Below are 17,712 nucleotides of genomic sequence, written 5' to 3'. Positions count from 1 at the left end.
ACCTGTCGCATGCGCCGCCTTTTGCCTGCCATGGCGGCATCCGGTAAAGTTCCGCGGTTCCGAGAGCGTGGCCGATGGTCGGTCCCGCTATCCCAGAGATTTCTGCGAGGCTTCCCATGGCACAACCCGATTTCATTGCCCCGTCCATCCTCTCCGCCGACTTTGCCCGTCTGGGCGAGGAAGTCGACAACGTCCTGGCCTCCGGCGCGGACATCGTCCACTTCGACGTGATGGACAACCACTACGTGCCGAACCTGACCATCGGTCCGCTGGTCTGCGATGCCCTGCGCAAGCACGGCGTGACCGCGCCGATCGACGTGCACCTGATGGTCAAGCCGGTGGACCGCATCATCCCGGACTTCGCCCAGGCCGGCGCCAGCTACATCACCTTCCACCCGGAGGCCTCCGACCATATCGACCGCACCCTGCAGCTGATCCACTCCGAGGGCTGCAAGGCGGGTCTGGTGTTCAACCCGGCCACGCCGCTGTCGTATCTCGACTACGTGATGGACAAGGTCGACATGATCCTGCTGATGTCGGTGAACCCGGGCTTTGGCGGCCAGAAATTCATCCCGGCCACCCTCGACAAGCTGCGCGCCGCGCGCAAGATGATCGACGAATCCGGGCGTGACATCCGCCTCGAGATCGACGGCGGCGTGAAGGCCGACAACATCCGCGAGATCAAGGCCGCGGGTGCCGATACTTTCGTCGCCGGTTCCGCGATCTTCGGCGCGTCCAGCGACTCCGACGCGAACCGCTACAACAGCATCATCCAGCAGATGCGCGACGAGATGGCCAAGGCCTGAGCCTGACCGCCACGGAGACCGGGATGTCCCTGAAACGCCCCCGCATGATCCTGATCGACTTGGACGGCACGCTGATCGACAGCGTGCCGGACCTGGCGTTCAGCGTGGACGCGATGATGCGCGAGCTGGGTCTGCCCGAACGCGGCGAGCCGGCCGTACGCAACTGGGTCGGCAACGGGGTGGAGCGACTGGTCAAACGGGCGCTGGTGAACGACCTCGACGGCGAGCCAGACCCGGAAGCCTTCGAGCGCGCACTACCCGTCTTCATGCGCATCTACCAGGAGAACACCGCCGGGCGCTCGCCGCTGTACCCGGGGGTGCGCGAGGGGCTGGACCAGCTGAAGGCCGCCGGCTACCGCCTGGGCTGCGTGACCAACAAGGCCGAGCGCTTCACCGTGCCGCTGCTGCGTGAGAAGGGCATCCTCGACGACTTCGAGATCGTGGTCGCCGGCGACGCCCTGCCGCAGAAAAAGCCCGACCCGGCGCCGCTGCTGCACGCGGCGAAGGAACTGGGTGTCGACCCCTCCGAGTCGCTGATGGTCGGAGACTCGAAGAGCGACGTGAAGGCGGCACGCGCGGCCGGCTTCCAGATCGTCTGCATGACCTACGGGTACAATCACGGCGACGATATCCGCGACGAGCACCCGGATGCGGTGCTCGACCGGTTGGACGAACTCCCGGAACTGCTGCCCGCCCGGGCGGCCTGAGGATGATCGCAATGGACCGGACAATGGGGCGATGGCGAAACGGCGACTGATTGTTCGCGCCGTCTTCCCGCTCTCTTGTCAGGAACCATTGTGATGACCCCCGAACATTTCGACGCACTGGCCCGCGAGGGTTACAACCGCATCCCGCTGGTACGCGAGGTCCTGGCGGATCTCGAGACCCCGCTGTCCATCTTCCTGAAGCTGGCCAACCGGCCGTATTCCTACCTGTTCGAGTCGGTGCAGGGCGGGGAGCGCTGGGGCCGCTATTCCTTTATCGGCCTGCCGGCGCGGACCCGGGTGCGGGTGCACGGCCACGACATCACGGTGGAGACCGACGGTGACGTGGTCGAGCAGACCACCGAGACCGATCCGCTGGCCTGGGTCGAGGCCTACCAGGCGCGCTTCAAGGTCGCCGAACTGCCGGGCCTGCCGCGCTTCACCGGTGGCCTGGTCGGCTACTTCGGCTTCGAGACCGTACGCCTGATCGAGCCGCGCCTGGAGGGCCCGGAAAAGCCCGATGCGTTGGGGCTACCGGACATCCTGCTGATGGTCTCCGAGGAGGTCGTGGTCTACGACAATCTCTCCGGGCGGCTGTATCTGGTGGTGCATGCCGATACCTCGCGCCCCGACGGGCAGGCCGTGGCCGCGGAACGCCTCGACGAGCTGGAGAGCCGGATCGGCGAGCCGCTGGTGCCGCCGGAAGACCCACCGCACCCGCACGCGGTGCCGGAGTATGTGCCGGGCTGGTCGGCCGAGGGCTTTCAGGCGGCCGTGGCGCGGGCGCAGGAATACATCATGGACGGCGACGTGATGCAGGTGGTGCTGGCGCAGCGCATGAGCGTGCCGTTCTCGGCGCCACCGCTGAACCTCTACCGCGCGCTGCGGGCGCTGAACCCGTCGCCCTACATGTACTACCTGGACCTGGACGACCACCACGTGGTCGGGGCCTCCCCGGAGATCCTGGTGCGGCTGGAGGACGATCGCGTGACCGTGCGTCCGATCGCCGGCACCCGGCCGCGCGGGCGTACCGAGGAGGAGGACCGCGCGCTGGAGGTCGAGCTGTTGGCCGACCCGAAGGAGCGCGCCGAGCACCTGATGCTGATCGATCTCGGGCGCAACGATGTCGGCCGGGTCTGCGAGATCGGTTCGGTGGAGGTGACCGACACCATGAGCATCGAGCGCTACTCGCACGTGATGCACATCGTCTCCAATGTGGAGGGCCAGCTCGCCCCGGGGCACTCGCCGATGGACGTGCTGCGGGCGACCTTCCCGGCCGGCACGGTCTCCGGCGCGCCGAAGATCCGGGCGCTGGAGATCATCGACGAGCTGGAGCCGGTCAAGCGCGGGCCGTATTCCGGGGCGGTCGGTTACCTCTCCTGGTCCGGCAACATGGATACCGCGATCGCGATCCGCACGGCCGTGCTGCACGAGGGCGAGCTGCACATCCAGGCCGGGGCTGGCGTGGTGCACGACTCGGTGTCCGAGAACGAGTGGCAGGAAACCCTGAACAAGGGGCGTGCGGTCGTGCGTGCGGCCGAGCTGGCGTTGGGCGGGCTGGGGCCGCGCAGGCACCGTGGCTGAGGGCGTGATGACGGGCGCAGAACGGGCAGCGCGAGCGCGGTTGTCGGGCACGCCGGGTGCACTCGCGCTAGTCTGCGATTTGTACCGGTCCGGTGCGGCGGAGGGAATCCCGGCATGATCCTGATGATCGACAACTACGACTCGTTCACCTTCAATCTGGTCCAGTACCTGGGCGAGCTGGGGGCGGAGGTCGAGGTGCATCGCAACGACCAGATCACCCCCGACCAGGTCGACGAGCTGGCGCCCGCCGGGATCATGATCTCGCCCGGCCCGTGCACCCCGAACGAGGCGGGTGTGTCCATGGAGGTGATCCGCCGCTTTGCCGGGGAGATTCCGATCCTCGGGGTCTGTCTCGGGCATCAGGCGATCGGTCAGGTGTTCGGCGGGCGCGTGGTGCGGGCCCGCGAGATCATGCACGGCAAGACCTCCCCGGTGCATCACACCGGGGTGGGGGTCTTTGCGGGCCTCGAGAACCCGCTGGAGGCCACGCGCTATCACTCTCTGGTGGTGGAGTCGGCCTCGCTGCCCGATTGCCTGGAGGTCACCGCCTGGACCGAGCGCGAGGATGGCACCCGCGACGAGATCATGGGCCTGCGCCACCGTGAACTGGACGTCGAGGGCGTGCAGTTCCACCCCGAATCCATCCTGACCCGGCAGGGGCACGAGCTCCTCGACAACTTTCTGCGCCGCCTGCCCCAGCCGGCGTGAGCGGAGGGAAGCACTGGTCAATGTACGCACCCGCGTTGGTGCCCCATGTTTTCCGAGACCAGGAGCATCGTGCAGCGGGTAGTGGTTTTATCGGCCCGTTTTTGATTGATTCGGGGCGCAACGCAGGATCGGGGAACATGGGGCTCCAACCCCACAAGCTATTCAATGCGGGGGCTCGGCCGCCCGTTGTTATCAAAAACGGGTGTGCGCACGGCGTTGCGGCTCCCTTGTGCAGAATGACTGCACGGCGGTCACCGCGCCTTGTTCGCACGCAAAAGCGACTCGAGCGCGGGCGCGTACATTGACCGGTGCTTCCCTAGAACGCCGCACCCGGCTGCGTTTCGCGCTGCTGGTCGCGCCCTTGGCGCTGCTGGCGCCGTTTTCGCTCGATACCTACCTGCCGTCGTTTCCGGCGATGGCCGCGGATCTGGCCGTCGACGGTGCGGCGATGCAGGCGACGCTGTCCGCCTACCTGGTCGCGTTTGCCCTGGCCACCCTGGTGGCCGGGCCGCTGTCGGATGCCTTTGGCCGGCGTCCGGTCGTGCTGTGGGCCCTGGTGGCCTTTGTCGCGACATCCGCGCTGCTGGTGGTGGCGGTCGAGTACTGGCAGGTGATCGGGCTGCGTATCGGTCAGGGCTTCGCGGCGGCGGCGGGCGTTGTCGTAAGCCGTGCCCTGGTGCGCGATCGCTTCGACCCCATCGATGCCCGACGCGTATTCGCCATCGTGACGATCATGTTCGCGATGGGGCCCGCGATCGCGCCCATCCTGGGCGGCTATCTGCAATCCGCATTCGGGTGGCGCTCGGTGTTCGCGTTCCTGGTGCTCTACGGGGTCGTGCTGCTGCTGGCCGCGCGCCTGTGGCTGCCGGAGACGCTGCCCCCGGTCGGGCGTGTTTCCAGCCGGCCGCGACTGGTGCTTGGGCGCTACGCGGGCACGCTGCGCAATGTGCAGTTCCTGCAGCCGGTGCTGGTGCATACCACCCTGTTCGGGGCCAAGTTCCTGTTCGTCGCGGCCTCGCCTGCGCTGATCTATGTCCATCTCGGTGGGGGCGAGCGCGATTTCTGGTGGCTGTTCGCGCCCATGGTGGTCGGGCTGATGCTGGGGGGTGTGGCCTCCGGCTGGAGTGCCGGGCGCGTGGCGCCCGAGGTCACGGTCCGCATTGGTTTGCTGCTCACCGGTATTTCGCTGGCGCTGGTGGGCTGGGCCGCGCTGGCCTCGGAACCCCCGGTGGCAGCGGTCACCCTGCCGTTTGCGCTGTACAGCTTTGCCCTGGCCTTGGGGATGCCCTCGTTGACCCTGCTGGCGCTGGACTGCTATCCGGGCGCGCGCGGTATGGCGTCGGCGATGCAGGCCTTTATCCAGCTCGGGTTTGCAGCCCTGCTCACGCTCTTCGTGGTCGACTGGCTGGATGACGTACTGCTGCACCTGGTCGCCGGAGCGGCGCTGATTTGGCTATTCGCCGCTTTCGTCTGGTTTGGTGGGGGGTTAGGGAAACGCTGACCCATATGCACACTCGCGTTGGCACCCCAGGTTTTCCGAGGCAAGGCGCGGTGCGCAGCCGGTAGTGGTTCTACCGGCAAGGGCCGCAACGCAGGATCGGGGAACCTGGGGTGCCAACCCCACGATCCATTTAAAGCAGGGGCTCGGCCGCTTTTGCGCGGGAACGGCGTTGCGGTTCCCTTGTGCAGAATGCTGCACGGCAGTCACCGCGCCTAGTTCGCACGCAAAAGCGACTCGAGCGCGAGTGTGCATATGGGTCAGCGTTTCCCTGGTTCGTGCCGCGCGGGAGCGGGCGTTACACTAGCGCTCCGATTCCCCGACAGGAGCAGCCCTGTGACCGTGCAGCAAGCCATAGCGGCCCTGATCGAACGCCGCAATCTGGACGAAACCGCGATGACCGCGGTGATGCAGGCCGTGATGACCGGCGAGGCCACCGACGCCCAGATTGGCGGGCTGCTGGTGGCCCTGCGCATGAAGGGCGAGACCATCGAGGAGATCCGCGCGGCGGCCGGTGTGATGCGCGAGCTGGCCACACGCGTGGAGGTCCCGCGCACCGGGCTGGTCGATACCTGCGGCACCGGCGGCGATGCCTCCGGCACCTTCAATATCTCCACCGCCTCGGCGCTGGTCGCGGCGGCCGGTGGCGTGCGGGTGGCCAAGCACGGCAACCGTTCGGTGTCGTCGAAGTCCGGTTCCGCGGACGTGCTGGAGCACCTGGGGATCCATCTCGGGCTGTCGCCGGAGGCGGTCGGGTCCTGTATCGAGGAGGTCGGCGTCGGCTTCCTGTTTGCCCCGGCCCATCATGGCGCGATGAAGCACGCGATTGGCCCGCGCAAGGAGTTGGGTGTGCGCACGCTGTTCAATGTGCTGGGTCCGCTGACCAACCCTGCCGGGGCGCCGAATCAGGTGCTGGGCGTGTTCTCCGATGTCTGGGTGCGGCCGCTGGCCGAGGCCCTGAAGGGACTGGGCAGCGAGCATGTGCTGGTGGTGCACGCCGAGGACGGGCTGGACGAGATCAGCATCGGTGCCCCGACGCGGGTGGCCGAGCTGAAGGATGGCGCGATCGAGGAGTACACCGTGGTGCCCGAGGACTTCGGGCTGGCGCGGAGCGGGCTGGACGCGCTCCGGGTCGACAGTGTGGAGGCCTCGGCCGCGATGCTGCGCGGGGTGCTGGAGGGGCAGGCCGGCGCGGCCCGCGATATCGTCCTGCTGAACGCCGGGGCCGCGATCTACGCCGGGGGCGGCGCCGAGTCGCTGGCCGCGGGTGTTGGCCGCGCGGCCGAGGCGATCGATTCGGGTGCCGCCCGCGAGCGCCTGGAGCGGCTGCAGGCGACCAGTGCGCGACTGACCAATCAAGGAGCAGGAACCTGATGACTGACGTGCCGGACATCCTCAAGCGGATCCTCGAACGCAAGCGCGAGGAGCTGAAGGAACGCGAGGCCTACTGGCCCCTGCGCGAGCTGCGTGGCTGGATGGGGTCGGCCCCGGAGCCGCGCGGGTTCCGGGCTGCGCTACAGCGCGATATCGATGCCGGCCGCGCGGCCGTGATCGCGGAGATCAAGAAGGCCAGCCCCAGTCAGGGCCAGATTAGCCCGAACTTCAACCCCGAGGCCTTTGCCCGCAGCTACGAGGAACACGGCGCCACCTGCCTGTCGGTGTTGACCGACGTGGACTTCTTCAAGGGGCGCGACGGGGATCTGCGCGATGCGCGCGTGGCCTGCAAGCTGCCGATCCTGCGCAAGGACTTCGTGATCGACCTCTATCAGGTCTATGAGGCGCGGGTGCTGGGGGCGGACTGTGTGCTGCTGATCGCCGCCGCGCTGGATGACACCGCGCTGAATGAGCTGTACTTCCTGACCCGCGAGCTGGGCATGGATGCCCTGGTCGAGGTGCATGATGCCGAGGAGCTCGAGCGTGCGAAGAAGATCGGCGCGGACCTGATCGGCATCAACAACCGCGATCTACGCAGCTTCGAGACGCGGCTGGAGACCACGCTGGAGTTGAAGGCCCAGGTGCCCGAGGATGCGCTGCTGGTCACCGAGAGCGGTATCCATACCCGCGAAGACGTGGCACGCATGCAAGAGGCGGGGGTGAATGCCTTCCTGGTGGGCGAGGCCTTCATGCGGACCGAGGATCCGGGGCTGGCGCTGGGGCAGCTGTTCCGTGGCGAGGAATAAAACGCCACATCGTGCGGGGTTCCCCCCGGCGAAGCACCTGCCCGCGACTGGGCCGGGCAGGCCTCCGACAGGATGCCGTCAGCGGGTGCCGAATACCACGATGGTCTTGCCGTGGGCGGTAATCAGCCCACGTTCTTCCAGGTCCTTCAGTACGCGCCCGGCCATCTCGCGCGAGCAGCCGACGATGCGCGCGATCTCCTGGCGGGTGATGCGCAGCTGCATGCCGTCCGGGTGGGTCATGGCGTCGGGTTGGCGCGCCAGATCCAGCAGGGTGTGGGCAATGCGGCCGGTAACGTCGACAAAGGCCAAGTCCATCACCTTGCGCGAGGTCTGACGCAGGCGGGTGGCGATCTGGCTGGTCAGCAGCATCAGGATCTCCGGGTCGCGCTGCACGATCTCGCGGAACTGGGTGTAGGGGATCTCGGCGGTCTCCGTATCCTCGCGGGTGACGACCGTGGCCGAACGAGGGTCATCCTCGAACATGCCGAGCTCGCCAAAGAACTCGCCCTTGTTCAGGTAGGCCAGTACGAGTTCGTGACCGTTGTTTTCGCCCAACACAGAAACAGAACCGTTGACGACGTAGTACAACGTGTCCGGTACCGTGCCGGAGTGAATGATCGTCGTACGCTTGCGATAGTGCCGACGGTGGCAGTAACCGAGGAAGCGCTCCAGTGCCGGCGACGGCTGTGCCGGGCGATAGACGAACGGGTTATTCATAGTCATGGCATCCATGGCTTCTCACGTCTCGCTTGTTGAGGACGGTTTTCAGTGTAATTCAGCCCTCCGCGAGCGGGACCCGTGTGTCGGGATCGAGTCACAAAATCCGTCGAGCAGGATTTGATTTTGTGCTTTGAATCTCAAAGTTCATGCATTTTTTGTTGAGTATAGGCCACACAAGGCCTTCCAAAAGGGGCCGAATTGTGGGCAAAAGGAGACGCGCATGCAGGTCAGGGTGAAGTGGCTGGAGCAGGTGGCGTTTGTCGGCGAAACCGGCAGCGGTCACGCGATCGTGATGGATGGTCCTCCGGACGCCGGCGGTCGCAACCTGGGAGCTCGTCCGATGGAGATGCTGCTGCTGGGCTTGGGTGGATGCACCAGTTTCGATGTCGTGGCGATGCTCAAGAAAGGGCGTCAGGAGGTCCTCGACTGCGAGGTTACCGTGGACGGTACACGGGCTGAGACGGTGCCCAAGGTGTTTACTGATATCCATGTCCACTTTCGGGTGTATGGCCATGGCTTGTCGGAGAAGCAGGTGGGTCGCGCGGTGGAGTTGTCCGCAGAGAAGTACTGTTCGGCCTCGCTGATGCTTGGTGCGGCGGCCAGGGTCACCCACGATTTCGAGATTGTCGAGGGGCCGGCACCGCGCTGAGTCACCCGCGTCGGCAGCGGAAATTTCCGCCAGCAGGCGCGGCGTGTTTCCCTGACGAGCCGGTACGTCTACAATCCGCCGTTCCCTGCGCACCGGGCAAGAGGAAACGCCATGCCCCGTCACAAGAAGCAGATCAAGCTCCACGGGTTCAATAACCTGACCAAGAGCCTGAGCTTCAACATCTACGATATCTGCTACGCCTCCGGCGAACGCCATCGGGACGAGTACATTGCGTATATCGACGATGCCTACAACGCCCAGCGCTTGACGCAGATCCTGACGGACGTCGCTCACCTGATCGGGGCCAACATCCTGGATATCTCGCGCCAGGACTACGACCCGCAGGGCGCCTCGGTGACGATGCTGATCTCCGAGGAGCCGGTGGCGACCGAGATGATTGGGTACACCGAAGGTCCGGGCCCTCTACCGGAGACCGTTGTCGGGCACCTCGACAAGAGCCATATCACGGTTCATACCTATCCGGAAGCGCATCCTGAGGGCGGGATTGCCACCTTCCGCGCGGATATCGATGTCTCCACCTGCGGGCGCATCTCGCCGCTGCGGGCCCTGAACTACCTGATCCACAGCTTCGAGTCGGACATCGTGATCATGGACTATCGCGTGCGCGGCTTTACGCGCGATGTGCGCGGCAAGAAGCACTTCATCGACCACAAGATCAACTCCATCCAGGACTTCCTCTCGCGTGATACCAAGGAGAAGTATCAGATGGTGGACGTGAACGTGTACCAGGAATACCTGTTCCACACGAAGATGGTGCTCAAGGATTTCGATCTGGATACCTACCTGTTCGGTCTGGGCAAGGATGACTACTCGGCCAAGGAGGCCAAGCGCATCGCCAAGCTGCTCAAGCACGAGATGATGGAGATCTTCTACGGCAAGAACATGAGCCGCCCGGCCTGATCCCAACGCCGCGTTTATCGGTTGACGCGGCCGCATTTTCTGGCGATATCCGCGTCGGGCACTCCATCTGGCACACTGTCGGTACCTGTCCGCGAACCGGAGGCCCCATGACCAGTCGTGCCCCCGCGATCGACGCCCATCCGGCGATGTTTCGCAATCACCCGTTTGGTTTCCTCTTCAGTGTTTTGCTGATCGCGGCCTTTGGTCTTGGGCTCTTGATTCTGCTGTGGTGGTATCTGCAGACGCGGTCGGTGCGTCTGCGCATCGACGCCGACCAGGTGCATCTGGAAGAAGGGCTGCTCAGCAAATCCCATGTGGACCTGGATATCGGCCAGATCCGGACCGTGAAGGTCGACCAGAGCTTCTGGAATCGGATCTTCCGGGTCGGCGAGATTGCGGTGTACACCACCGGCGACAACCCGGAGTTCCGCGTTAGCGGTATCCCGGACCCGCACCGCGTGCGCGACTATGTGCGCGATCGTCGCGAGGCGGCCGCGTGAGTTCCGGCGATCGCCGCGACAGCCTTCTGGCGCTGCGAATCCTGTTCGGGACTTCGGCGCTGGCTGCATTGCTGGTGGCGTTGATTGTTCTGGGCGCGGCCGTCACCCTGCCTGGGTTGTCCGAGTGGGTTGCGAACACCTTCGATGATGGCATGGGCCTGCAGATGGCGGCCCTGGTGGCTGCGATCGTCTCGGTGTTGATCATGCTGGTGTTCGCACTGGCGGCCGGCGAAGGCGTCATTGGCGAGCTGCAGTTCATGATCCCCGGCTTTTTTCTGTTTTTTGTCTTTTTCTGGCTGCTGCTGGCCTGGATCTTCTGAATCGGTCGGCGGGTAGCCCCCACCACGACGGAGCACCGAACGCGTGAGCAATCAGCAAGACGCCGACCCCAACGCCCCGCATCGCCTGACACTGCGTCCGACGCGGATGGAGGACTACGACGACATCCGCGAGATCATGGAGCGGGTCTACCACGACCTCGACGGTGCCTGGAGCGAGGCCCAGTTTCGTTCGCAGATCTCCCGTTTCCCCGAAGGGCAGATCTGCATCGAGGACAAGGGCAAGGTGGTCGCGGCGGCGATCAGCCTGATCGTCGAGTACAAGCGTTTTGGCGATCAGCACAGCTACTGGCAGATCACCGGAAACGGGTTTCTGACAACCCACGACCCGGACGGCGACACCCTGTACGGCGTCGATATCTTCGTTCACCCCGACTATCGCGGTCTGCGTCTTGGCCGTCGTTTGTATGACGCGCGTAAAGAGCTGTGTCAGAAGCTCAATCTGCGCGCGATCGTGGCCGGTGGGCGCATCCCGGGCTACGAGCAGCACCGGGACGAGCTGACCCCGCAGCAGTACGTGGAGAAGGTCAAGAATCACGAGATCACCGATCCGATCCTGACCTTCCAGCTGGCCAACGATTTCCACGTTCGCAAGATCATCACCAACTACCTCCCGGACGACGAGAAATCGGGCGCCTACGCGACGCTGATCGAGTGGCTGAACATCTACTACGAGGAAAAGGAAAAGCTGATCGGGGGCAGCCGTTCGGACGTGCGCATCGGCGTGGTCCAGTGGCAGATGCGCCCGACACCGGACCTCGACTCGCTGTTTCAGCAAGTCGAGTACTTCGTGGATGCCGTCTCCGGCTACCGCTCTGACTGCGTGCTGTTCCCGGAGTTCTTCAATGGTCCGCTGATGGGCGCGTTCAACCAGGAGTATCCGGCCGAGGCCGTGCGGCACCTGGCCGAGTACACCGAGCAGATCCGCGAGGAGATGGTGCGCCTGGCGCTCGCCTACAACATCAACATCGTCGCCGGCTCGATGCCCGAGTACAGCGACGAGGTCCTGCGCAATGTCTCCTACCTGTGTCGTCGGGACGGGACCTGGGACCGGCAGTACAAGGTCCATGTCACCCCCGACGAGGTGGCCTACTGGGGGCTGCAGGGGGGCGACGAGGTGCACGTATTCGACACCGACTTCGGCAAGATCGGCATCCTGATCTGCTACGACGTGGAGTTCCCGGAGCTGCCCAGGGTAATGGCCGAGAAGGGGCTGCAGATCCTGTTCGTGCCGTTCTGGACCGATACCAAGAATGCCTACCTGCGGGTGCGCCGCTGTGCACAGGCGCGCGCGATCGAGAACGAGTGCTATGTCGTCATGTCGGGTTCCGTCGGCAACCTTCCCAAAGTCGAGAACATGGACATGCAGTACTCACAGGCGGCGGTGTTCACACCGTCCGACTTTGCGTTCCCGCACGATGCAGTAGCCGCCGAGGCGACGCCGAATACCGAGATGACCCTGATCGTCGATCTCGACCTCGATAACCTCAAGGAGCTGCGCAACCACGGGTCGGTGCGCAACCTGCGCGATCGTCGGCGGGATCTGTATGCGGTTCAGTGGAAGTCGAAGCCCGTCTGAGTCGGTGCGCAAAAACGTGACCTGGTTCGCGCTGGGGCTCGTGGTGTGCTGGCGCCGGGGCGGACGCATGCGTAACCTTCCCAAGGGGGCTCGAGTCTGCCCGTGCAGGGATGTATAGCCGCGACGGGCCCCGGGGGACTTTGATGACTGAACAGCAATCGCCAGCGATCCGCACCGCGATCCTGGTGGTGGATGACTCCAAGGTGATCCGGATTGCCCTGCAGCGCATCCTGCAGGGCGAGCGTGTGGTTTATGAAGCGGCGGATGGCGAAGAGGCCTGGTCGCTCCTGCAGCGCAACCCCGATGTCGGTCTGGTGCTGACGGACCTCTCCATGCCGGGCCTGGACGGACAGGATCTGTTGCTGCGCATCCGTGATGGCGTCGAAGGGCTCCCGGCCGATCTGCCGGTTGTCATTATCACCGGCCAGGAAAGCGACGAGTCCGCCAGCCGTGAATGGCTGGAGCTGGGTGCCAACGCCGTATTGATCAAGCCGTTCGTGCCCGGCCGTGTGCGCGACGTGGTCAATGACCTGCTGCCGCGTGCCCCCGAGGGCGGTGGCGACCAGGCACTGCGCCAGGAACTCGATCGGCTGCGTCGCGAACTGATGCTTCGCCAGCAATCGGCCGACGAGCGCGAAGCCCAGTACGAGATTGAACGCCTGCGTGCGGCGCTGGGTGAAGCCCGCGACGAGGCGACCGCTGCCCTGCAGCGGGCCGAAGACAGCGAACGTCAGCTGGCGGAGTTGCAGGCGACCGAGATGATCGTGGGCGAAGACCCGGACGAGTCGGCGCAGGTCTCGGATGCCGCAGAGCTGACCGATGAGGTGGAGGGATTGCGCGCTCGGTTGCGCGAATTCGAGAACGAGAACATCCGTCTTGACCACGAACTGGTGGAAGCCGACCGTCTGCGCGAGACCGTGCAAAAGGAGCGAGACCAGGCGTTGGAGGAGGCCGCCCGCCTGCGCCAGGAACGCAACCAGCAGTGCGAACGTGCGGCCGCGGCCGAGCGTGCGCGCGCCGATCTGGAGGCCCGTTGCACGGAACAGGATGGCTCGACCTCGGCCCTGGGTGAACGGCTGGCACAGCGTGAGCAGGAGTTGGCCGAGGCGCGCGAGCGCAACCAGGCCCTCCGGAGCCGGATCCGCGAACTGGAGCAGGGGGCGGCCCCGCTGGATGCCAGCGCGTCCCTTTCGGGGGAGGGAGGTGAAGTGCCCTCGACGCGCATGGAACAGCGCGAGCCCCTGGTGGCTCGGGCCGATGACGCGGTGCTGGCGGCGGGCCCGACCCTGGCGGCGGATGCACCCGCTCCCAGGACTTCATCGCGCAAGCGCCGCAGTCGTTCGGGGCGTTCGCGCGGCTGGCGCTGGCTGAAGCTGGCTATCCTGGTCATGGTTGCCGTCGTGGTAGGTCTGGGGACCCTGATCTTCTTCCGCAACTTCTGATTGAGCCGCCGGCCGTGCGTGGGCATGAATCGAGTGTGGCGGGCCGCGCCTGCCACACTCACGCAGCCTGGCACTCGAATTACATGCGCTCCAGGGCGCTTAGCAGGTGCTTCCAGGAGTCGCGGTCGGCCCGCTCGTCGTAGCCCACCGGCATGTCGAACTTCTCGGCGATCTCGTCGGCCCCGGGGTTGGTAAAACTGTGCACCACACCGGAGAAGTCGACGAAGGTGTAGGTGGCTTCGGCGTTGTCCATCTCCTCGCGGAAGTTGGCCACCTGTTCCGGCGGTACCATCGGGTCGGCCGCGCCGTTGAAGACCAGGACCTCTGCCTTGACGTCGCCCGTCCCCGCCGGGTGGTCAGTTGCCAGCGCGCCATGGAAGCTGGCCACCAGCGCCAGATCCATCCCCGCGCGTGCCGCTTCGAGAACCACGGTTCCGCCAAAGCAATAGCCGACTCCCGCCAGGGGCTGGTCGGCCGTGGCATCGTGCTCCTTGAGCCAGTCGTGCGCGGCGGTGAAACGGCCCAGCAAGAGTTCCCGGTTACCCCGAATCTGGCCGGCGAACTCTCCCGCCTCAGACGGATGGTCGGCCTTCTTGCCGCTGCCGTACATGTCCAGCGCGAACGCGGCATAGCCCTCGCGTGCCAGTTGCTCCGCCCGATCGCGAGCATATTCGTTGTGACCCCACCACTCATGGACGACCAGGACACCCGGGTGGGGTCCGTCGCTGTCGGGGTAGGCGAGATAGCCGGTCATTTCCTCGCCATCATGTTCGTATGTGACCTCTTCGGTCTGAATGCCGGCCAGCGCCAGGCCGGGGAGGGTAAAGGCCAGTAGTGCAGCGGTCAGTCGAAACGCCATGGGACAACCTCCATTGTGGGGGACAAGCAACAATTAACGACCCGAGTACCCGATTATGGTTCGTTCCGTCGTGATTTGCCCGCACTTCGTTTCCCTGGCGAGGGGCATGGGGCTACAGTAGATACCACGGGGCATAGGGCCCCGTTATGGAGAACCGGGATGTCCGAGATGAACGCAACGGAAAGCCTCAAGGCACGCGTCCAGTCGGCCGACAAGCTCCTGGCAATGCCGCAGGTCGTGTTCGACGTGGCGCGCCTGCTGGAAGATGACGCCAGCACACCGGGGCAGATCGCCAGCAGCCTCGGGCGTGACCCTGGCCTGGTGGCGCTGGTCCTGCGCCTGGCCAACAGCCCCGTTTACGCGCAGTCGCGCAGCGTGGATACGGTGGAACGGGCGGTAAATCTGCTCGGCCGGGATACCCTGCAGCGTCTGGTCGTCGCGGGTGCCATCACGCGTGCGACCGGCAATATTCCCGACCAGGAGCGTCTGCCACTGGAGGTGTTCTGGCGGCATTCTGCCTATTGCGCGGTAATCGCCCGTCACCTGGCCGACCGGGTCCTGCCCCGCCAGTCCGGCAGCGTGTTTCTCGCCGGGCTGCTGCACGATTTGGGCAAGCTCTTGCTGTTCACCCAGTCGCCGGAGGCGGCGCATCGTGCGTTCCTCTCCAGCCTCGATATCGGGGACGGCCTGAGCCCGCAGGGGGCCGAGCGTGAGCAGCTCGGGTTCGACCATGCGGAACTGGGTGGGGCCCTGGCTGCCCATTGGGGACTGCCGGATGGCCTGGTTGCCTGTGTGGCCGGGCACCATCATCCCCGTTCAGCGCCGGAGGCATACCGCACGGAAGTGACGCTGGTGCATCTCGCCAATACGGGAGCCCACCTGGCCGAGATCGACTCTCGCGACTGGGCCGACGCCCCGCCGGTTGATGCGAAGGTCTGGGAGATGGTCGGTCTCGGACCCGACGACTTGTTGCAGGCCGTGGAGGCGGCACAGCACGAGGTCGTGGATGTCGAAGCGCTTTGTGCGCCAGGCCCGGAGTGACACGAACCTTGCAGCGGTGAGGACGGTCTTAATGGACATGAATCCATGCCGCCATTTTTCTCTGCTGACCGGGTTGCTGCTCGGTGGGCTGCTCGTGGGCTGCGCGAGCATCCCCGAAGGGATTGAGCCGCTGCCGGAGGAGCCCCTGAGTCGTGCCGAGGTCCTCGCCGATCCCGAGGCGGCCAAGGGTCAGGCGGTGGTCTGGGGCGGCGTCATCGCACAGGTCGAGAACACCCGGGACGGCACCCGGCTCGAGATTGTAGCGCGCCCGCTCGGTCGCGAGGCCCGTCCGCGCGAAGTCGACCAGTCGGAAGGGCGTTTCCGCGCCTACATCGATGACTTCCTTGATCCCCAGGTCTACGAGGAGGGACGCGAGGTCACCGTTCGCGGACGGATCGACGGAGTCGAGGAAGGCTCGATCGGCGAGTTTGACTACCGCTTTGTTCGCATCGAGGCACAAACGGTACACCTGTGGGCCAAGCGTCCGCCGCCGCGCGACCGGTACTACTACGACCCGTGGGGCCCGCCGGGCTACATGGGCCCGTACTGGCGACCCCATCCCTACCACTGGCGTCACGACCCCTGGCGATATGATCCCTGGTACTGGTAACGCATGGCGCGCGCGAGTGGCTGCGCTGGTGCTGGTTGTTGCGCCGGTGCTGCTGGCTGGCTGTGCCTCGGGCCCGTTGGAGATCCCCGACGCGGTGGGTGACCCGGTACCCCCGCGCAGTGTGGCCGCCGACAGCCTGCCTGCCGAGGACCAGGTCTGGGGCGGGGTGATCGCGCGGGTCGACAATCGGGCGGACAGCACGGTGCTCGAGGTGGTCAGCTACCCGTTGCAGCGCCAGGAGCCCCAGACACGGCAAGCCAACACGGGGCGTTTTCGCCTCAAGCTCGATGGCTTTGCCGATCCGGTCGATTACCGTCCGGGGCGGCGTGTCACGGCGGTGGGTACGGTATCGGGGACCGAGGAGGGCTCGATTGGCGAGCTCGCGTATGTCTTTCCGCTGCTGGATGCCTACTCGGTGCATCTGTGGCCGGACCCGGAGCCGCCGCGCCCGTCGTCGGGCGTGCGTTTCGGGATCGGCATCGGGATTGGCCTCTAGCGCGTCTCTGGAAAGACTTCCCGAAGCGGTATCAAAATCCACAAGGCATGTTCAAACACGAGGAGTCGCTCGATGCGAGCAATCGTTTTCGACGAGCCCGGTGGGGCGGATGTCCTGGAAATGAGAGAGGTCCCCGAGCCCGAGCTTGAAGGGCCGGACGACGTCAAGATTCGGCTCCTGGCGGCCGGCGTGAACCCCGTCGATACCAAGGTCCGGGCGCGCGGCATGCTCGTCCCGGGAGCCGTGCGGAACACGCCCGGCTGTGACGGCGTCGGTGTGGTCGAGTCCTGTTCCAGTGGTGTGCGTCATGTGCGCCCGGGACAGCGTGTGGCGTTCTGCTTTGGTGGCGTGGGAGCGGATCCGGGTACCTATGCCGAGCAGGTAGTGGTCCCGGAGGCGGCCATCGTACCGGTGCCGGCCGCGGTAACCGACTTGCAGGCCGCCGCCTTGCCGCTGGCCTGGCTGACCGCCTGGGAAGCATTGTTCGAGCGTGCCGACCTGCAGCGTGGCCAGGCCGTGCTGGTGCATGCCGCCGCGGGTGGGGTGGGGCAGATGGCCGTACAGATCGCGCGCACTGCCGGAGCACGGGTCCTGGGGCTGGTGCGGCGCGAGGAGGCCAAGCGCCTGGTTACCGGCCTCGGCGGTGACGTGGTCGACCTGACCCAGTCCGACTCGGAGGAATCGATCCGGGCCTACACGGACGGTCGCGGCTTCGACATTGTGCTGGATACCGTGGGTGGGCCGGCCTTTCGCGAAGGACTCGCGCAGGTGGCCTACGGTGGCGATCTGATCACGCTTCTGGCACCGCCGGACGAGGTGGACTGGAACGCGGCGCGCCTGCGCAACCCGAGCATCAGCCTGGAACTGATGCTGACGCCGATGCTGGAAGGCGACCGGCGACGCCTGAAGCACCAGGCCACGCTGGTGGCCGAGGGGCTCGCGCGACTCGCCAGCGGGCGCCTGCAGGTGAATGTGGAGGACAGCCTGCCGCTGGCCGAGGCGGCGGAGGCGCATCGGCGCATCGAGGCCGCCGGGCGCAGCGGCAAGCTCGTCCTGCGGATTCCGGAGTAGGGTGCG

Annotated in this window: 19 protein-coding genes; 17 read left to right on the top strand and 2 right to left on the bottom strand. The window is 65.8% G+C overall.

Annotation, left to right across the window (positions count from 1 at the left end):
- The first annotated feature begins 116 nt into the window (after positions 1-116).
- From rpe to trpC, 7 genes are all read left to right on the top strand, one after another.
- Positions 117-806 (top strand): ribulose-phosphate 3-epimerase, encoded by a 690-nt coding sequence (rpe, locus tag F623_RS0100370; protein ID WP_018862647.1) that lies wholly within the window; start codon positions 117-119, stop codon positions 804-806.
- 23 nt (positions 807-829) lie between these two features.
- Positions 830-1,513: a phosphoglycolate phosphatase gene (locus tag F623_RS0100365; protein WP_018862648.1), complete on the top strand. Its 684-nt coding sequence runs from the start codon at positions 830-832 to the stop codon at positions 1,511-1,513.
- A gap of 93 nt (positions 1,514-1,606) precedes the next feature.
- A complete protein-coding gene (trpE, locus tag F623_RS0100360) occupies positions 1,607-3,094 on the top strand; it encodes an anthranilate synthase component I (RefSeq protein WP_018862649.1) in 1,488 nt (495 codons plus the stop codon).
- 114 nt (positions 3,095-3,208) lie between these two features.
- Positions 3,209-3,802 carry an aminodeoxychorismate/anthranilate synthase component II gene (locus F623_RS0100355; RefSeq protein ID WP_018862650.1) on the top strand — a complete coding sequence of 198 codons (594 nt, stop codon included), beginning with the start codon at positions 3,209-3,211 and terminating at the stop codon, positions 3,800-3,802.
- Between the two features lie 301 nt (positions 3,803-4,103).
- Entirely contained in the window at positions 4,104-5,303 is a 1,200-nt protein-coding gene (locus F623_RS0100350; protein WP_018862651.1) for a multidrug effflux MFS transporter, read from the top strand.
- Between the two features lie 333 nt (positions 5,304-5,636).
- Positions 5,637-6,674: an anthranilate phosphoribosyltransferase gene (trpD, locus tag F623_RS0100345; RefSeq protein WP_018862652.1), complete on the top strand. Its 1,038-nt coding sequence runs from the start codon at positions 5,637-5,639 to the stop codon at positions 6,672-6,674.
- Positions 6,674-7,480 (top strand): indole-3-glycerol phosphate synthase TrpC, encoded by an 807-nt coding sequence (gene trpC, locus F623_RS0100340; protein ID WP_018862653.1) that lies wholly within the window; start codon positions 6,674-6,676, stop codon positions 7,478-7,480. The genes trpD and trpC overlap by 1 nt, the downstream gene beginning before the upstream one ends.
- 78 nt (positions 7,481-7,558) lie before the next feature.
- Here trpC and crp read toward each other — a convergent pair whose 3' ends face one another.
- Positions 7,559-8,197 (bottom strand): cAMP-activated global transcriptional regulator CRP, encoded by a 639-nt coding sequence (gene crp, locus F623_RS0100335; protein WP_018862654.1) that lies wholly within the window; start codon positions 8,195-8,197, stop codon positions 7,559-7,561.
- Positions 8,198-8,420: 223 nt separating this feature from the next.
- Between crp and F623_RS0100330 the strand changes: the two genes are divergently transcribed.
- From F623_RS0100330 to F623_RS0100305, 6 genes are all read left to right on the top strand, one after another.
- Positions 8,421-8,849 carry an OsmC family protein gene (locus F623_RS0100330; protein WP_018862655.1) on the top strand — a complete coding sequence of 143 codons (429 nt, stop codon included), beginning with the start codon at positions 8,421-8,423 and terminating at the stop codon, positions 8,847-8,849.
- 111 nt (positions 8,850-8,960) lie between these two features.
- On the top strand, positions 8,961-9,770 hold the full coding sequence (gene speD / locus F623_RS0100325; protein WP_018862656.1) for an adenosylmethionine decarboxylase: 810 nt from the start codon (positions 8,961-8,963) through the stop codon (positions 9,768-9,770).
- Positions 9,771-9,877: 107 nt separating this feature from the next.
- Entirely contained in the window at positions 9,878-10,270 is a 393-nt protein-coding gene (locus F623_RS0100320; RefSeq protein WP_018862657.1) for a PH domain-containing protein, read from the top strand.
- A complete protein-coding gene (locus tag F623_RS0100315; protein ID WP_018862658.1) occupies positions 10,267-10,590 on the top strand; it encodes a hypothetical protein in 324 nt (107 codons plus the stop codon). The genes F623_RS0100320 and F623_RS0100315 overlap by 4 nt, the downstream gene beginning before the upstream one ends.
- Before the next feature lie 43 nt (positions 10,591-10,633).
- Positions 10,634-12,187 carry a bifunctional GNAT family N-acetyltransferase/carbon-nitrogen hydrolase family protein gene (locus F623_RS0100310; RefSeq protein ID WP_018862659.1) on the top strand — a complete coding sequence of 518 codons (1,554 nt, stop codon included), beginning with the start codon at positions 10,634-10,636 and terminating at the stop codon, positions 12,185-12,187.
- A 143-nt stretch (positions 12,188-12,330) separates the two neighbouring features.
- Positions 12,331-13,629 (top strand): response regulator, encoded by a 1,299-nt coding sequence (locus F623_RS0100305; protein WP_018862660.1) that lies wholly within the window; start codon positions 12,331-12,333, stop codon positions 13,627-13,629.
- Between the two features lie 79 nt (positions 13,630-13,708).
- On the opposite strand, the gene F623_RS0100300 is transcribed toward F623_RS0100305, so the two are convergent.
- On the bottom strand, positions 13,709-14,488 hold the full coding sequence (locus F623_RS0100300; protein ID WP_018862661.1) for a dienelactone hydrolase family protein: 780 nt from the start codon (positions 14,486-14,488) through the stop codon (positions 13,709-13,711).
- Between the two features lie 159 nt (positions 14,489-14,647).
- Between F623_RS0100300 and F623_RS0100295 the strand changes: the two genes are divergently transcribed.
- The 4 genes from F623_RS0100295 (at position 14,648) to F623_RS0100280 (ending at position 17,706) form a co-directional block, all read left to right on the top strand.
- A complete protein-coding gene (locus F623_RS0100295; RefSeq protein ID WP_018868701.1) occupies positions 14,648-15,529 on the top strand; it encodes an HDOD domain-containing protein in 882 nt (293 codons plus the stop codon).
- Positions 15,530-15,566: 37 nt separating this feature from the next.
- Positions 15,567-16,139: a Slp family lipoprotein gene (locus F623_RS0100290; RefSeq protein ID WP_026278779.1), complete on the top strand. Its 573-nt coding sequence runs from the start codon at positions 15,567-15,569 to the stop codon at positions 16,137-16,139.
- Complete coding sequence (locus F623_RS0100285; RefSeq protein WP_081616607.1) at positions 16,120-16,635, top strand: Slp family lipoprotein; 516 nt, start codon at positions 16,120-16,122, stop codon at positions 16,633-16,635. The genes F623_RS0100290 and F623_RS0100285 overlap by 20 nt, the downstream gene beginning before the upstream one ends.
- A gap of 72 nt (positions 16,636-16,707) precedes the next feature.
- Positions 16,708-17,706, top strand: a complete 999-nt coding sequence (locus F623_RS0100280; RefSeq protein WP_018862665.1) for a zinc-binding dehydrogenase — start codon at positions 16,708-16,710, stop codon at positions 17,704-17,706.
- Positions 17,707-17,712 lie beyond the last annotated feature (6 nt).

Origin of the sequence: Thioalkalivibrio sp. ALD1 (assembly GCF_000381245.1) — a bacterium.
Lineage (GTDB): Bacteria > Pseudomonadota > Gammaproteobacteria > Ectothiorhodospirales > Ectothiorhodospiraceae > Thioalkalivibrio.
This window is presented reverse-complemented; position numbering and strand designations above follow the sequence as displayed.

Coding starts and splice junctions, on each gene's coding strand:
- rpe (WP_018862647.1), top strand. CDS start 117: ATGGCACAACCCGATTTCATTGCCCCGTCCATCCTCTCCGCCGACTTT.
- F623_RS0100365 (WP_018862648.1), top strand. CDS start 830: ATGTCCCTGAAACGCCCCCGCATGATCCTGATCGACTTGGACGGCACG.
- trpE (WP_018862649.1), top strand. CDS start 1,607: ATGACCCCCGAACATTTCGACGCACTGGCCCGCGAGGGTTACAACCGC.
- F623_RS0100355 (WP_018862650.1), top strand. CDS start 3,209: ATGATCCTGATGATCGACAACTACGACTCGTTCACCTTCAATCTGGTC.
- trpC (WP_018862653.1), top strand. CDS start 6,674: ATGACTGACGTGCCGGACATCCTCAAGCGGATCCTCGAACGCAAGCGC.
- crp (WP_018862654.1), bottom strand. CDS start 8,197: ATGAATAACCCGTTCGTCTATCGCCCGGCACAGCCGTCGCCGGCACTG.
- F623_RS0100330 (WP_018862655.1), top strand. CDS start 8,421: ATGCAGGTCAGGGTGAAGTGGCTGGAGCAGGTGGCGTTTGTCGGCGAA.
- speD (WP_018862656.1), top strand. CDS start 8,961: ATGCCCCGTCACAAGAAGCAGATCAAGCTCCACGGGTTCAATAACCTG.
- F623_RS0100320 (WP_018862657.1), top strand. CDS start 9,878: ATGACCAGTCGTGCCCCCGCGATCGACGCCCATCCGGCGATGTTTCGC.
- F623_RS0100305 (WP_018862660.1), top strand. CDS start 12,331: ATGACTGAACAGCAATCGCCAGCGATCCGCACCGCGATCCTGGTGGTG.
- F623_RS0100300 (WP_018862661.1), bottom strand. CDS start 14,488: ATGGCGTTTCGACTGACCGCTGCACTACTGGCCTTTACCCTCCCCGGC.
- F623_RS0100295 (WP_018868701.1), top strand. CDS start 14,648: ATGTCCGAGATGAACGCAACGGAAAGCCTCAAGGCACGCGTCCAGTCG.
- F623_RS0100290 (WP_026278779.1), top strand. CDS start 15,567: ATGAATCCATGCCGCCATTTTTCTCTGCTGACCGGGTTGCTGCTCGGT.
- F623_RS0100285 (WP_081616607.1), top strand. CDS start 16,120: ATGATCCCTGGTACTGGTAACGCATGGCGCGCGCGAGTGGCTGCGCTG.
- F623_RS0100280 (WP_018862665.1), top strand. CDS start 16,708: ATGCGAGCAATCGTTTTCGACGAGCCCGGTGGGGCGGATGTCCTGGAA.